We start from the raw sequence: 14,586 nt of genomic DNA on the forward strand, positions 1-14,586 counted from the left end.
CAGAATTGTTTTATCTAAAAAAATATACTTCTATTTTTGAGTTAGCTAAAGATATTAGAGAATATATAAAGTATTATAATAACGAAAGAATACGAATTAATTTAAATGGAATGAGCCCGGTGGAATACCGAGCTCATTATATCAAAAACATTGTATAAAGTCGTCCAACTTTTGGGGGTCAGTCCATTTGAAAGCCTTTTTTATTTTATTGTTTGTATAGAATCCTGAACTTAATTGAATTCTCAATTTCCTTCAATTGTTTGATAAGCTTTTTATCATAATTTGCATCAATATCTGTAACTACATAACCCAAATCGCCACGTGTCATTAGGAATTGAGATAAGATGTTGATATGATTATCAGCGTATATATTATTGATCTTAGCCAAAATACCTGGAACATTTTTGTGAATGTGCAGTAGACGGTGACCTTTTAATTTTTTAGGTAGTATTAGATGTGGGAAGTTACGACTTTGGTCTGTATCCCCGTTGTTGATAAAATCAGCCATACGGCGTGGTACAAATTCAGCATTTGTCTGTTTTTCTTTTTTATCATCAAAAATAACAATCCCCTTTTGTGCACATAATGTTCGGCTTACATAACCCTTCACGTCACCTAAATAACCTAGGGTTTTCAATTTGTCAGCACGAGATAATTGTTCATTAGAGATTTGTATACCATTACCTAATAGTAACATGCCTACATCTTTGGTGTATTTTTCTTCGAATGTATCTTTAATACGAATAGAAAACCCATCACGCTTTAATATGTGTGCTGATATTTCTGGAACATCACCAACGATAAGACAAAGAATGCGGTTTTTGGGGTATGATATAGCAGATGGTAAATGATTGACGTATAAGAATTCATCAAAGCTTGGGGTTACGTGATCCGCTTTATCGGTTACACTTTTGCGCGATATGTTTTCTGTGAAAGCGAAAAACTTCTCTATCAAACCTGATTCTTTCAGTTGAAAATCTGAGTATCCGTCGCCGATACCGAAAATTCGACCTTGAATGTTCAGGTCTTTTAATAACTGTACTTTTCCTCCTTCATTAGATAAAGGGTTTGTATCATCGTATCCAATAATATTTCCTTCTTTATCGAATTTAAATGTGTTCGCGTAGATATTCTCTTCTTTGATTCCATAAGGTGATACTACAGGAATAATGAATTCTTTGAAACCACCTGAAACAATCCATGCGGTATCTGAATTCTGTTTGAAAAACTCACGATTTCGATCAAATGATTTAGAAACTTTTTTCTTTAAATGCTTGATAAGCAATTGTAAGTGAGATTTATTTGCCTTAAGTAGAGCAATTCTACCAGCAAGAGCTTCTCTGAATGAAATCTTACCTTCCATGGCTAAGTTGGTAAAGCGCTCGATCTCCTTGTAAACCTTTTCTTGATCTGGACTACCTTCTAATGATATACGAGCCAATTCATCTAAGGCTTCCACCTGTGTGAATGTGCTATCGAAATCAATGATGTAATAATTTTTCACGATGTTTAGATTGTTTGTGTTTTGTTATAATATGTGTTAGCTATTTCTTTCAACGTACTATCCAATGGTATGAACGTATAATCAATAGCAGTGGTGATTTTTTCATTCGAGTAGGCTAGTAATTCGGATGCCGCTCGCGCAGACTCTTCAGTGATTACTGGTTTTTTGCCTGTTATTTTAGACATTATTTTTGCAGCTCTCCATGCTATAGAAAGCATCAGGCTATTTGCCTTGATTGTTGGTGGTTTTTTGTCAATTAGTACTGCAATACGACTTAATAAATCCTTATTGCTGATGTTTTCAGAATTTAGAATAAAGCGCTCGCCTGCGACACTACTATTCATCAATTGAATCATGATGTTTGTCACATCTACAACATCCACAATGCCTACAGAACCAGCTGTAAATATTTTTATACCATTGTTAACCAATTCGAAGATAGCTCCCGAACCTTTTTTATAGGATCCAATTCCCATAATGACAGATGGATTGACGATAACTGCCTCTAGCCCTTCATTGATACCACGCCAAACTTCCAACTCTCCTTTATATTTTGAAAGGGCATAGTTGGACATTTTTGGGTCATATTCCCATTTGTCGGCTTCGTTTACTGGTTTTTTATTTTTGCTTGAACCTAATGCTGCAATAGAACTTACATGTACAAGCCTTGCTCGGTGCTCAAGACATAGGTTGACAATATGTGAAGTACCATCAACATTGACAGAGTATAATTCTTGAATATCTTCTTTCTGATAGGACACCTTGGCGGCACAATGATATACTTGTGAGATGTCGTGAAATATATCTGCTAAAGCAAAATAATCAGTTACATCTGCATCTACCCATTGTATAAGCGACGAAGATTTCAAAAAATCTGGAATAGCAGAAGATGCTCGTTTAGTCGCCACAATGGCATTTCCTTGTTCGATTAACAATTTTATGAGCGTCGATCCTAAAAAACCTGTTCCTCCTGTTACTAATATCACGTGATTTTTGAATTATTTTTTTAGCTATTCAAATATAGATTTTTAGGCTATGGAAAGCAAACGATGGTGAAAGAATGTTAAATCTTAAAGTACGAGTTTTTTATTTCGTTTTTCTTAGTATTTTTACCTTAAAATCAAATTATATGAACTTAAGGTTTTTTCTGTTACTTTTTGTATTAATTCAGTTTAGCTGTAAGGATGATAAGGTTAAACCCAAGGAAGATAAAAAAGAACCAGAAGAATTGAATATTGAGCTTGCTGAAAAAGTGGTGACTTCAACCGAATTATATCCAGATGAAGAAACTTTTGAAAGCATATATCCTGGAAGTATACTAAATTTAAAGTCAAACAATAAAAGGTTAGAAATTAATGCGTTTAAAGATTTTAGTCCTCTTCCTGTTCGTTTGGTTTCTATGAATTCAAATAATAGTTTAGAAATTATACCTTCATTTATAGGAACGCAGGAATTTTTGAAAGGGATAAAGAAATCTTCTTATCCATTCTCTATATCTAGTCGTTCTTGGAGTAAAATAGTGGATTACAGGGTGTTGTTAAATGCCCAAATGCCAAGTAGTGATCTAGTAAGTTTTTTTAAGTTATTAGATCATAATGAACCAACTTATATTATCAAGCATGCAAAGACAACTTTGCTGAGTTTTGCGAAACAGATTGATAATACATTAATTATGGAGCTTCCACGAAAAACAGAATTAATTTCATTAGAAGAACAGAAAAAAAATGCGGAAAATGATTTGTATTATATTTCAATCGTGTCTTATGGATTGAGTTATGTTAAGATTGTAGAGTCTGATTTGCCTGAGGACAAACTAAAATCAGCTTTAGAAAAGCTAAGCTTATCGGAGATTTTAACGAATGATGATATTAAAGTCATTGAAAAATCATCCATGACAATATTACTTCGGACAAGTGCGTATAAGCATCCTTTGTTAAAAAAGGCAAAGGGATATAAGGAAATTCAAGCGCTCACTGCAGATTTCAACGAAATGCTTAAGAACTCTGTGGGTGTGCATACTTATCCAATTTATTATTTTGCTAGAAGCTTGAAAGATTTTTCTCCATTTAGTCATACCTACGCGAATCAGTTTTTTGTAGAAAAATAGTGATTAAAAGTTCTGAATACATATTTTAAAAAACAAGCTATTAAATGCATATTTGTATAGCTATATACCATTATATAGTTATCGTTATTAATAATTTCCAAATATGTCATTAGCAGATTTTTTTTCACCTATACAATTGTCTAATATTTCCTCCAAAGGGCAATACCTTAATTCTCAATTTGGCCAAGTTTTTCAAATCTATGAGGATGAGTTTCCAAATTGGGAGGAAGAAGAAAACAAACCGAATTTGGTAATTATAGGGATCGAGGAAGATCGTGCTGCTGTAAATAATAAGGGTACAGCTAAGGCACCAAATGCTGTGCGTAAACACTTGTATGATTTATATCAAGGGGATTATAAAATCAGAATAGCTGATTTCGGTAATATAAAAGCAGGTGAAACTGTTAACGATACTTATGCTGCCTTTAAGTTGGTTGTTGAAGAGCTAATTAAGAAGAATATCGTTCCGATTATTATTGGTGGTGGTCAGGATTTAACGTATGCACAGTACAGGGGGTACGAAAACCTCGAACAACGGGTGGAGGTTGCTGTTGTAGATGCAAAGTTTGATTTAGATCAAGAACATACTGAAGATATGCCGTTGAATTCGCAGACGTATTTGAATCATCTGATATTACATCAACCTGATTATTTATTCAATTTAAATAATGTCGCTTATCAGACATATTTAGTGAGTAAAGAATCTATCAATATGTACGACAAGTTGTTCTTTAATGCACAACGTGTGGGAATGATCGCTGGAAAATTAGATCAGGCAGAGCCAATCATTCGCGCAGCCGATATGGTAAGTTTTGATATAGGCGCAATACGTGCTTCTGAAGCTCCAGGGAATGCTAATGCGGTACCGAATGGTCTCTTTGGTGACGAAGCATGTCAATTGGCTCGTTATGCTGGTATGTCAGATAAATGTAGTTCAATAGGTTTTTATGAATTTAATCCTACATTTGACCCTATGGAGCAAACAGCTATGTTGGTTTCACAGATGATCTGGTGTTTCATAGATGGCTATTACAACCGTAAAAATGACGCTCCTTTAATTCCGAAATCTGCCTATATCATATATCGTACACCATTAGAAAATGAAGATCATGAGTTGGTATTTGTGAAGAGCAAAAAATCAGATAGATGGTGGATGCAAGTTCCTTATTTTGGTACTAAATCTGTCAATGAACGGTTCTATTTAGTACCTTGTAGATACGAAGATTATCAAATGGCGGTGGCAGGCGAAATGCCAGACCTATGGTGGCGAACTCATCAAAAATTACAATAATGCGGAGTGGTCTTAATTAAGACCATTTTTTATTTGTCTTATACTAAAAGTAATTTCTTGTCCAGAATATGGGCATCTAAAACATTCTCTGATATGGATACTATCTTAATAGCTATAATTATCGTATTAGCTTTACTTAATATTTTCTTGTTGTTGCAAAAGGCTAAATCAGTTTCAAGAGGTGAGCATGAGAATTTACGTCAGCAGAAACAAGAATTGGATATTGAGCATGCGAAAATACAACAGTTTGCAGATATACAAATGAAAGAAAGGGAAGACCTCAAACGTTTATTAGAGCGTGAAAAAAATGAACGTAATGCACTAGAACGTACATTGGAGGGAACGAATGCTTATTTGCAAGCGCAACAAGACAAATTTGAAGAACAAAAAATAGAAATAGAACGTACCAAATCTCAATTCAACAATGAATTTCAGTTATTGGCCAATAAAATTCTAGAAGAAAAGACACAGAAGTTTACGGCGTTAAACCAAGAATATTTGGGTATAATATTAGATCCACTAAAAGAAAAAATTAAGACTTTTGAAGAGAAAGTTGAGAAGTCATATATGCAGGAGTCTGCTGAACGGAATGTGTTAAAGGGAGTAGTAGAACAATTGATGCAACAAAGCTTGCAAATAAAGGATGAGGCTAATAATTTGACACGCGCACTGAAAGGAGATTCTAAAAAGCAAGGAAATTGGGGGGAAGTCATCTTAGAGCGTGTATTAGAGCGTTCAGGATTAACCAAGGATCAAGAATATAGACTACAAGTTTCTTTACAAGATGAGCACGGCAGAAGATCACAGCCTGATGCTATCATTGATTTACCCGATGATAAGCATTTGGTAGTAGACTCTAAAGTTTCTTTGCTGGCTTATGATAATTATATTAATGCTGAGTCGGAGGAAGAATTAAATATGCACTTAAAATTGCATGTGCAATCTATAGAAAATCATGTAAAAGAGCTTTCTGCTAAGAATTATCATACTTTGTACGGTATACATTCACCAGATTTTGTGTTGTTATTTATGCCTATTGAGTCCGCTCTGAGTTTGGCAGTCATGCACAGGCCGGAGCTGTTTTCAGATGCTTGGGATAGGAGGGTAGTAATTGTGAGTCCTTCGACTTTATTAGCAACATTGCGGACTATTGCTTCGATGTGGAAGCAAGAGCGTCAAAACCGTAATGTATTGGAAATAGCACGTGAAGCTGGGGCATTATATGATAAGTTTGTAGGGTTTTTGACGGATATGCAACAAATACAAATGCACCTGAATAAAGCATCCGAAAAGCACGAAGAAGCTATGAAAAAACTATCCACAGGCGCAGGAAATGTGGTGAGACGTGTGGAAAATCTAAAATCTCTTGGTGCAAAAGCTAATAAGCAAATTGATGATAAATACTTAGACTCTTAAATTGTCTAATTACGAACAATAGGACATATTGTGTTTCGTGAATATCGTTATATTGTAACTTTATGGTTGTTGACTATAACAATTTAGGCAATAGGAGTTTGAGTAGTCTAGTATAATAATATTACTTCTCAATAGAGATAAAGGAGAGACAGAGTTTCTCCTTTATCTTGTGTTTTTTAAGGATTTAATAATTTTTAATTAGTTCCCTGTAGATAAACTGAAACTGGAATATACCCTTGATTTTCTGGAAATGTAGCTTTTTCCACAAGAATTCTAAACGTATGAGTGCCAGCATTTATATTTCCAAGTTCAATTACTCTAATAGGAATAGCATCGCCAGGACACCAGTTGCTAAAAGAAGCCCACACTTCGTCTGTTCTTGGAAACTGGCTATATATACCATTCCCTTGGGTATTGTATTTACGGAAAGGTTCACACGATTTTCCGCCAGGTATGTAAGTCAATTTTAATTGATTATCGAAATAGATATTGTGAACACGTCTAGTATATTCTTCTCCATTTGCGTTTGCACCATGGTTAGAGGTGATTAAATAGAGTTTAGCATTTTTAATATCCTTATCCAATGTAATTGAAATAGTTTTTTCAGCACCTAATGATGTTTTGTTTTTGTGATTTAATTCATTGTCATTGCCATCTCCTTCCATTTTAATATAGGATAAACTGGTTAACTGTACAGCTGGGCTTTTTACAGCTGGACTAGGAGTAGAGCTGAATGTTAAGGTACCATAGAAAGTAGAATTATCGCCTTTACACCCTGCAATTTCATTATTGGCGGCATAGCTTACACCAAATACAGAAAAACCAACCCATATATCATATGTTGAGCGAATAATTTCGTCTTTTACGAGTTGACCAATATTATTAATACTGAATGAATAGGGTGCATAATTTGGTGTTTTATTTTTGTCCATGAATGGTGTGATAAATCTACCAACCTCGATATTTTTAGCTTCCGTTTCGCTGTATGGCTTGCCCTTTGGTACTAGGGATAGATATACACGTCCTATTCTATCATAATTATCACATGCAGCGACGATGCCAATGTCCATCTTTAAATCGTTGCCAATTTTGGTAAGTTCATCACTTGATAGTTTTTTGACATATAATGAATTATTTATTCTCTGTACTCCATTTGGGACAGCAGAAGTATTTAGTGCATCATATCCTGTATAGAACAAAATGTTGTCAAATACCTTGAAGGTTCCTCCTTTGCCTTCTAGCTGTCCTGTGGATGGTGTTGTGGCATCATTTTGAATTGTTTTGCCCTTCTCACATGAGAAAAGTAGCGTCAAACATACTGCATTGAAAATTGCTATCAGTCTTTTCATAATAAAAATTGTTAATGTAGTTAATTAAATTACTTGCTAAAATAATAAAAAAGTTAACTTTATGAAAAAAATATTTTATTATGTTATTATTTATAATTCCTTGTGGTTAACTGTTTTTTGTCAAAAAACAGTTATGGTATAAAGTGTTTAATTATGTCTGATTCTTCATTTTATTTATGATGATAGATTGCATAATGCAAAAATTAGAGATGAAGTGTTTTGTTGCTAAGGAAAAAATAAAAAACGAGTCAATGGTTATTAACCATTGACTCGTTTTTTAATAAAATTTGTACTGTTTTTTTAGTATCCCATTGCTATATCATCGCCACGGTGATCAGCTCCAGCTTGCAGCTTTCCATTAGGTAATACAATAATGTTTTCTACACGGCCGATATTGCCACGTTTTTGAAGCTTGTAACCATCTTTTTCAAGACTCACACGTGTTTTTTCGTCAATTGCCTTTGCTTCTATATCAATACGGTCAGGTTTCCATTGGTGGTGAAAACGTGGAGCGCTTACAGATTCCTGAGCCGTCATCCCAAACTCTAATACATTTAATATTGTTTGAAATACAGAAGTGATAATTGTCGAACCTCCTGGGGTGCCGACTACCATTTTCAATTTACCGTCTTTCTCTACAATTGTAGGTGTCATAGCAGACAACATACGTTTACTTGGCTCTACTGAATTAGCTTTTCCGCCTAGTAAACCATACATGTTAGGTGTTCCTGACTTTACTGAGAAATCGTCCATTTCATTGTTCAACAAGAAGCCTGCACCATCTACCCATACCAACGATCCATACGAACCATTGATGGTTGTAGTCAATGAGACTGCATTACCATCTTTATCGACGATACTAAAGTGTGTAGTTTCTTCAGATTCGTAACCTGGGAATTTACCAGCTTTTATAGTTTCACTATCTGTAGCTCTAGCAAGAGAAACATTCGCCATGCGTGATTGATTGTATGATGCTGAAGTCAAGTGCTCTATTGGTACTCTATAGAAGTCAGGATCACCCAGGTGTGTGGCTCTATCTGCATATACGCGTCTTTCGGCCTCAACCATAGCTCTGATTGTGCTGTCTGATTGGAATCCCCATTGTGCCAATGGATATTTTTCTACGGATTGCAACAGTGCAATCAATGCTATTCCACCACTAGATGGTGGAGGCATAGAAATGATTTTGTGACCTTTATATTCACCCACGATAGGTTTGCGCCATGTCGCTTGGTACTCTTCCAGATCTTTGTGCGTAATGATACCGTTTCCTCGCTTCATTTCTGCTACGATATAATCGGCAGTCTTTCCTTTATAAAAACCATCACGACCTGCTGTCGAAATACGCTTTAATGTTTGCGCTAATTCCTTTTGTATGAAGATATCACCTTCTTTCCATTCTGTATCTTTTATGATAGCTGCACCATTTGGATTGAATTTAATAAATCGCTCTTTATACCCATTAAACTCATGTGCTTGCATTGCTGTTATAGCAAATCCATGCTCTGCTAATTCAATACTAGGTTGTACTAACTCTTGCCAAGATAAAGTACCGTATTTTTTGAATGCTTCATCCATGCCTGCTACTGCCCCAGGTACTCCTGTTGCTAACTGACCATATAAGCTCAAATCTGTAATTGGGTTACCATTCTTGTCTAGATACATGTCCTTATGGGCTGCCAATGGTGCTTTCTCACGAAAATCTAGTGAGTTAATTTCCCCAGATTTGCTGCGGTATACCATGAAACCACCGCCTCCTAAGTTACCTGCATTAGGGTAAACCACGGCTAAGGCAAATTTTACCGCAATGGCTGCATCGACAGCATTTCCACCTTTTTTCAATATATCTACGCCTACTTTTGAGGCTACATGATGTGCAGTTACCACTGCGCCATTATCGTAGACAATAGTATTTATCGGTTTTAGTTCGCTTCGTTGAATAGATATACAGCTATGTAATGCTACAGCAACAAAGAATAAATAGATTAATTTCTTCATGGTTAGATGATACATTGTTTTGCAAAATATAAATACTACTAGATGTACTTTGGAAAGTAGTTCCTGCTATTCATAGTTCTAATATGAAATTGTTTTTTTTATAAATCTTACTTCAGTTTCTCATTATTGCGATGCCTATCCGTATCTCGTTTTGTTTTCTTTTCTAAGTTTTTGTGCAGAGCTTCTGTCAAGTTTACACCTGTCTGATTGGCTAGACAAATCAATACAAATAATACATCTGCCATCTCGTCTGCAAGATTGACGTCTTGATCTGATTTTTTGAACGATTGCTCCCCGTATTGACGAGCCATTATACGTGCGACTTCACCGACTTCTTCCATCAGCATCGCTGTATTAGTTAATTCATTGAAATAACGAACACCGGTTGTCGTTATCCATTTATCTACTATCTCTTGTGCTTCTTGTATCGTCATGGTTTTAATAATTGTCTTTATCTTTTGTATTCATTATAATGGTTACAGGTCCATCGTTGCGCAAGTCTATTTTCATATCTGCACCAAAAATTCCTAATTGTACTTTTTTACCGAGTAAATCACTAAGCAGCTTTGCCATGTTTTCATACATAGGTTTTGCTTTTTCAGGTTTACCCGCACGTATAAAAGAGGGTCTATTGCCTTTCTTAGTCTGTGCAAATAGGGTGAATTGGGAGATTAGAAGGATATTTCCGCCTATATCCTGAATGGATTTGTTCATTAAACCATTCTCATCTGAAAAGATACGTAAATTGGCAATTTTGTTTCCCAACCATTCCATGTCTTCTTTGGTGTCTTCATCTTCCACACCTAATAACACTAAAAAACCATCCTCAATCGCTCCTGTAATTTGATCATCTACAGTGCATGAGGCCTGTGTCACACGTTGTATAACTGCTCGCATAGTGTAAAAGTATAAATTTCAGCAGTTACAAAAAAGGACGGAATCACATTGATTACCGTCCTCTAAAAATATTTAGGGAATTCTTAAAATCTTAAATTCAAGCCGAACATAAAGTTTGTAGTCGCTTGAGGGTAGTAGAAGTTGTAAAAATCACGTTTACCTTGTGATTCGAATATCTGTCCCCATGTATAGCCAGACGTTTCATACTTTGCATTGAAAATATTATTTATTGAAGCCAATACATCTATGTTTTTGATACCTAACGCACTGAAAGAATACTGTGTCTTTAGGTTAGTGTAGGTAAATGGATCTATAGATCGCTCTTTGGCTGAGCTATTGTCCAAGTATACTCTCGATACATACTTACTCATTAAGGATATAGACCATTTATCAGTCGGCAAATATGTTAAGTTGTTAGACAAGATTGTGTTTGCGGCTTTAGCAATTTGGGTGCTTTTATAGTGAAACTGTTCTTCACGTACAAATTCCCAGTTGTCATCCAAAACGGATACATACTCCACAAAGTTCTTGATTTTATTGTCACTTAGTGCAGCTGTAGCAGACCAGATAAATTTCGGGTGTATAATCCAGGAGGCATCTAATTCCCAGCCTATACGGTAACTGTCCGGAATATTCATACGCAGTTCGCTACCTGTATCGTTCAATTGACCTGTAGGAACTAATTGATCTTTGTACAACATGGCATAGAAGTTGGTTCCAATATTGAAAGTTTCATTTCGGTATCTATAGCCAGCTTCTATGTTTTGCATACGTTCTGGTTTTGGGAATTCACTGCGCGGATTTTCGACATAATCCTTACGTACGGGCTCTTTGCTAGCGTAGGCATAAGAAGCATATAGATTAGCATTTGCGGATAGGAAATAGGTTGCACCCACTTTTGGATTGATGAAATGAAGGTTATCTTTGAACCCAAAATCTTTGATTTTGTCATCATCACCTTGCGATCTGTAATTGACATTTCGGTATTGTACATCAAGATTTATTAACCAATTGTTTCTTCTGTAATCCGCTTTTAGGTAAGTGTTGAAGTCTTTTTTTGTTGCATCGTTCAAGTAATATTTATCATTGAAAGAAGTATTAGGGTAGATGTCAACTTTGATGACTTCACCGTAGTGATCACCTTTGTATTCGTTGTAGGCACCTCCAAATGTTAAGTTCCACGTAGTAGAAGGTTTGAAATTGGCGGAGACTGTAGTGCCATAGAAATGATTGTCGAGCCACCTTCTACGCACCAAATTTGATTTTTCTATTGTCGTACTACCTTGCACTAAGTTAGGAATGCTATAGCGTGATAATCTGTCGTCCTCACGAAATTCTTCGTAATAACCTGCGCCACGTGTATAATGCAATGCGGCATTGAAATTCCATGCGTTGTTCATTACATAGGTATAATGGAGGTGTGAATGTGTTTGTTTGTAGTTGTCTGTTTGGTTGTCGTAAGTGTAATAGTTGTAGCGTCTATCTGCATTCATTAAACGCTCAAACTCAGCTCCAGAGTATAAGCCAAAGTTATTGTTAGCATAGCGTTCTAAATCCGTACGATCACCTTTTATTAAAGGCTCCGGCGTACCATACCAAGCTTGGTAAGTTTTTTCTTTACCTGTGAATACTGTCGCTTTCAGGATATGTTTGTTGGTATAGAGCCCTCCATCAAAATACATGGACTTTAGGTTTGATGTGGCTCTTTCTACATAACCATTTGAACTAATTCTAGACAATCTTGTGTTAAATGCAAATTTGTTGTTGATGAGTCCTGTCCCCGCTTTGATCGTGTTTTTCCATGAATTATATGACCCGTAGCTGTTATTGAACTCTGCATAAGGTTTAGTTTCTAAAGCATCGGTCTGAATATTCAATGAAGCGCCAAAAGCTCCAGCGCCATTAGTCGATGTACCAATGCCGCGTTGTATCTGTATACTCTCGGTACTCGAAGCAAAATCAGGTAAGTTGACAAAGAAAGATCCCATACTTTCGGCATCATTTAATGGAATACCATTTAAGGTCACATTTATACGTTGATTGTCCGAGCCACGGATTGTCATGCTCGTATAGCCAATCCCTGCGCCAGCATCAGATCCAATAATAACGCCGGGAGTTTGATCCAGTAAATATGGTACATCTTGACCTAAGTTATTTTTTTTGATTTCTTCTTTGTTTAGGTTTTTGAATGTTGTAGCAGCATTGTCTTTTGCACGTGTGGCATACACAAATACAGCATCTGTTTGAATCGTTGTGAGCTCCAGATGTATAGTCTGATAAGGAGGAAGTAGGTCATACTTTTTAGTATATTCCTTGTACCCTAGGTGTTTGACGCGAACTGTATGATCTTTGCGAGAATCGGTACTGAAGACTACTTCACCTTGATGGTTTGTCTTTTGAACTTGATTATGCAATATAACAGTTGCATTAGTTAGTGGTGAAGATTTTTCATCTACGACCTTAAACGTGGTTTTTTGTTGGGCAATAGCTACAGTCATCATCTGACAGATTGCCACAGAAGCAAATACATGCTTGAACATAAATTAATTAGTTTTTTGAGTTAAACCTTATTACTGCAAGGGGTTACAGTAACGTATATTTAACCGCCCTTTCCCTACGCTGGCATTATCCAGATCAGGTGTGTTTAATTTATTTCAATAAAATTAAACTGGGTATAATCTCAGCCCGTATTTGTGTTGCAAAACAAGGCACCCCTATTCGATAAAGCAAATCTAGTGTTTTTTTATGGTATCACTAAAAAAATGATATAATTATTGTTAAAAAATTGTATCTTTCTCAAAAAAATGAATATTTTCTTTTTTTTTACTAAAAATCACACAACACACAAAGATTAATGATACAATACTTTTCGGCTGATTATGTTATTCCTGTAACGTCAGATCCTATAAAAAATGGTATAGTAGCTATAGAGGATGGGAAGATAATAGGCGTCTATAAAGATTTGGACGCGCCTATTAAAACTGATGTTAAAAAATTTTCTGGAGTATTAATTCCGGGCTTTATAAACACGCATTGTCATTTAGAATTATCCCACTTATTAAATATTGTTCCTGAAAAGACTGGTTTAGTTGGCTTTATTAACAAAATCATGGAGTCAAGAGGCAATACTGATGAGACACATGTTATTAAGGCAATGGAAGATGCGGATAGCTATATGTTTGAAAATGGGATTCAAGCAGTAGGAGATCATGCAAATACATCGATATCTGCAGATGTAAAGAGTAAAAGTAAAATGACTTACCATACATTTGTGGAGGTTATTGGTATCAAGGAAGAAGTCGCATTGAGTAAAATCGATGAGGCTAAGGATATAGAGTTTTTCTTTAATCCAAATCATTCTTCTATTACTCCTCATGCTCCATACTCTTGTTCGAAGGCATTATTCAAAGCATTCAAGAAATCAGTTAGTGAAGACAATATAATTTCCATACATAATCAAGAGAGTGAAGAGGAAAATAAATTGTTTAGGTATAGAACTGGAGATTTTATAGATTTTTATAGCAATATAGGTATTGATATAGAGGAGTTTAAGGCGCAGGCGCGTAATTCCATTCAGTCTTACTTAAATTACTTACCAGCATCCAATCCAACGATTCTAATACACAATACTTTTACTTCGATTAAAGACTTGGATTTTATTGCTCGAATGGGAAGAAATGTGATATTGTGTTTATGTCCTAAAGCAAATTTATATATTGAGAATGCATTACCTAAAGTGCAGCTATTCAATAATCACAAATTTGATATTGCATTGGGTACGGATAGTTTAGCATCTAATAATACACTCAGTATTTTAGATGAGTTGAAAACTATGCACAATGCTAATCGGGATTTAAATTTTCTAGAAACAATCAAGTGGGCAACTATCAATGGAGCTAAAGCATTAGGTTTAGATAAAGAATTGGGCTCTTTGGAAGTTGGTAAGACTCCTGGTTTAGTTTTGTTAGGTAATATGACCAATTTGAAAATCACAGACGAGGTTACCGTACAACGAATTGTATAA

The 14,586-nt window shown here is 35.5% G+C and carries 12 protein-coding genes; 5 read left to right on the forward strand and 7 right to left on the reverse strand.

What is annotated here, in order from left to right:
* Positions 1–5 precede the first annotated feature (5 nt).
* Positions 6–158, forward strand: a complete 153-nt coding sequence (locus tag IPZ78_RS04020) for an IS3 family transposase (protein ID WP_262903833.1) — start codon at positions 6–8, stop codon at positions 156–158.
* 47 nt (positions 159–205) lie between these two features.
* Here IPZ78_RS04020 and IPZ78_RS04025 read toward each other — a convergent pair whose 3' ends face one another.
* Both IPZ78_RS04025 and IPZ78_RS04030 read right to left on the reverse strand, forming a co-directional pair.
* Complete coding sequence (locus IPZ78_RS04025) at positions 206–1,504, reverse strand: HAD-IB family phosphatase (RefSeq protein ID WP_225551650.1); 1,299 nt, start codon at positions 1,502–1,504, stop codon at positions 206–208.
* Between the two features lie 5 nt (positions 1,505–1,509).
* A complete protein-coding gene (locus tag IPZ78_RS04030; RefSeq protein WP_225551651.1) occupies positions 1,510–2,490 on the reverse strand; it encodes an NAD-dependent epimerase/dehydratase family protein in 981 nt (326 codons plus the stop codon).
* A gap of 143 nt (positions 2,491–2,633) precedes the next feature.
* Here IPZ78_RS04030 and IPZ78_RS04035 point away from each other — a divergent pair, with 143 nt between their 5' ends.
* The 3 genes from IPZ78_RS04035 to IPZ78_RS04045 all read left to right on the forward strand — a co-directional run bounded on the left by IPZ78_RS04035 (position 2,634) and on the right by IPZ78_RS04045 (position 6,318).
* A complete protein-coding gene (locus IPZ78_RS04035; RefSeq protein WP_225551652.1) occupies positions 2,634–3,611 on the forward strand; it encodes a hypothetical protein in 978 nt (325 codons plus the stop codon).
* A gap of 103 nt (positions 3,612–3,714) precedes the next feature.
* A complete protein-coding gene (locus IPZ78_RS04040; protein WP_225551653.1) occupies positions 3,715–4,902 on the forward strand; it encodes a formimidoylglutamase in 1,188 nt (395 codons plus the stop codon).
* A 93-nt stretch (positions 4,903–4,995) separates the two neighbouring features.
* Positions 4,996–6,318 (forward strand): DNA recombination protein RmuC, encoded by a 1,323-nt coding sequence (locus tag IPZ78_RS04045; protein WP_225551654.1) that lies wholly within the window; start codon positions 4,996–4,998, stop codon positions 6,316–6,318.
* A 194-nt stretch (positions 6,319–6,512) separates the two neighbouring features.
* Here IPZ78_RS04045 and IPZ78_RS04050 read toward each other — a convergent pair whose 3' ends face one another.
* From IPZ78_RS04050 to IPZ78_RS04070, 5 genes are all read right to left on the reverse strand, one after another.
* Positions 6,513–7,667, reverse strand: coding sequence for a peptide-N-glycosidase F-related protein (locus IPZ78_RS04050; RefSeq protein WP_225551655.1), 1,155 nt, complete (start codon positions 7,665–7,667; stop codon positions 6,513–6,515).
* A gap of 300 nt (positions 7,668–7,967) precedes the next feature.
* Positions 7,968–9,665, reverse strand: coding sequence for a gamma-glutamyltransferase (gene ggt / locus IPZ78_RS04055; RefSeq protein WP_225551656.1), 1,698 nt, complete (start codon positions 9,663–9,665; stop codon positions 7,968–7,970).
* A 107-nt stretch (positions 9,666–9,772) separates the two neighbouring features.
* Positions 9,773–10,099, reverse strand: coding sequence for a nucleotide pyrophosphohydrolase (locus IPZ78_RS04060; protein ID WP_225551657.1), 327 nt, complete (start codon positions 10,097–10,099; stop codon positions 9,773–9,775).
* A 4-nt stretch (positions 10,100–10,103) separates the two neighbouring features.
* On the reverse strand, positions 10,104–10,562 hold the full coding sequence (gene dtd, locus IPZ78_RS04065) for a D-aminoacyl-tRNA deacylase (protein WP_225551658.1): 459 nt from the start codon (positions 10,560–10,562) through the stop codon (positions 10,104–10,106).
* 83 nt (positions 10,563–10,645) lie between these two features.
* Positions 10,646–13,102: a TonB-dependent receptor gene (locus tag IPZ78_RS04070; protein ID WP_225551659.1), complete on the reverse strand. Its 2,457-nt coding sequence runs from the start codon at positions 13,100–13,102 to the stop codon at positions 10,646–10,648.
* Between the two features lie 314 nt (positions 13,103–13,416).
* Here IPZ78_RS04070 and IPZ78_RS04075 point away from each other — a divergent pair, with 314 nt between their 5' ends.
* Positions 13,417–14,586: an amidohydrolase family protein gene (locus tag IPZ78_RS04075; protein WP_225551660.1), complete on the forward strand. Its 1,170-nt coding sequence runs from the start codon at positions 13,417–13,419 to the stop codon at positions 14,584–14,586.

The organism is Sphingobacterium bovistauri (genome assembly GCF_020295405.1).
GTDB classification, from domain to species: domain Bacteria; phylum Bacteroidota; class Bacteroidia; order Sphingobacteriales; family Sphingobacteriaceae; genus Sphingobacterium; species Sphingobacterium bovistauri.

Bases quoted from the DNA above. Each gene is read 5' to 3' on its own strand.
- IPZ78_RS04035 (WP_225551652.1), top strand. From the start codon at position 2,634: ATGAACTTAAGGTTTTTTCTGTTACTTTTTGTATTAATTCAGTTTAGC.
- IPZ78_RS04040 (WP_225551653.1), top strand. From the start codon at position 3,715: ATGTCATTAGCAGATTTTTTTTCACCTATACAATTGTCTAATATTTCC.
- IPZ78_RS04045 (WP_225551654.1), top strand. From the start codon at position 4,996: ATGGATACTATCTTAATAGCTATAATTATCGTATTAGCTTTACTTAAT.
- IPZ78_RS04050 (WP_225551655.1), bottom strand. From the start codon at position 7,667: ATGAAAAGACTGATAGCAATTTTCAATGCAGTATGTTTGACGCTACTT.
- ggt (WP_225551656.1), bottom strand. From the start codon at position 9,665: ATGAAGAAATTAATCTATTTATTCTTTGTTGCTGTAGCATTACATAGC.
- IPZ78_RS04060 (WP_225551657.1), bottom strand. From the start codon at position 10,099: ATGACGATACAAGAAGCACAAGAGATAGTAGATAAATGGATAACGACA.
- dtd (WP_225551658.1), bottom strand. From the start codon at position 10,562: ATGCGAGCAGTTATACAACGTGTGACACAGGCCTCATGCACTGTAGAT.
- IPZ78_RS04070 (WP_225551659.1), bottom strand. From the start codon at position 13,102: ATGTTCAAGCATGTATTTGCTTCTGTGGCAATCTGTCAGATGATGACT.
- IPZ78_RS04075 (WP_225551660.1), top strand. From the start codon at position 13,417: ATGATACAATACTTTTCGGCTGATTATGTTATTCCTGTAACGTCAGAT.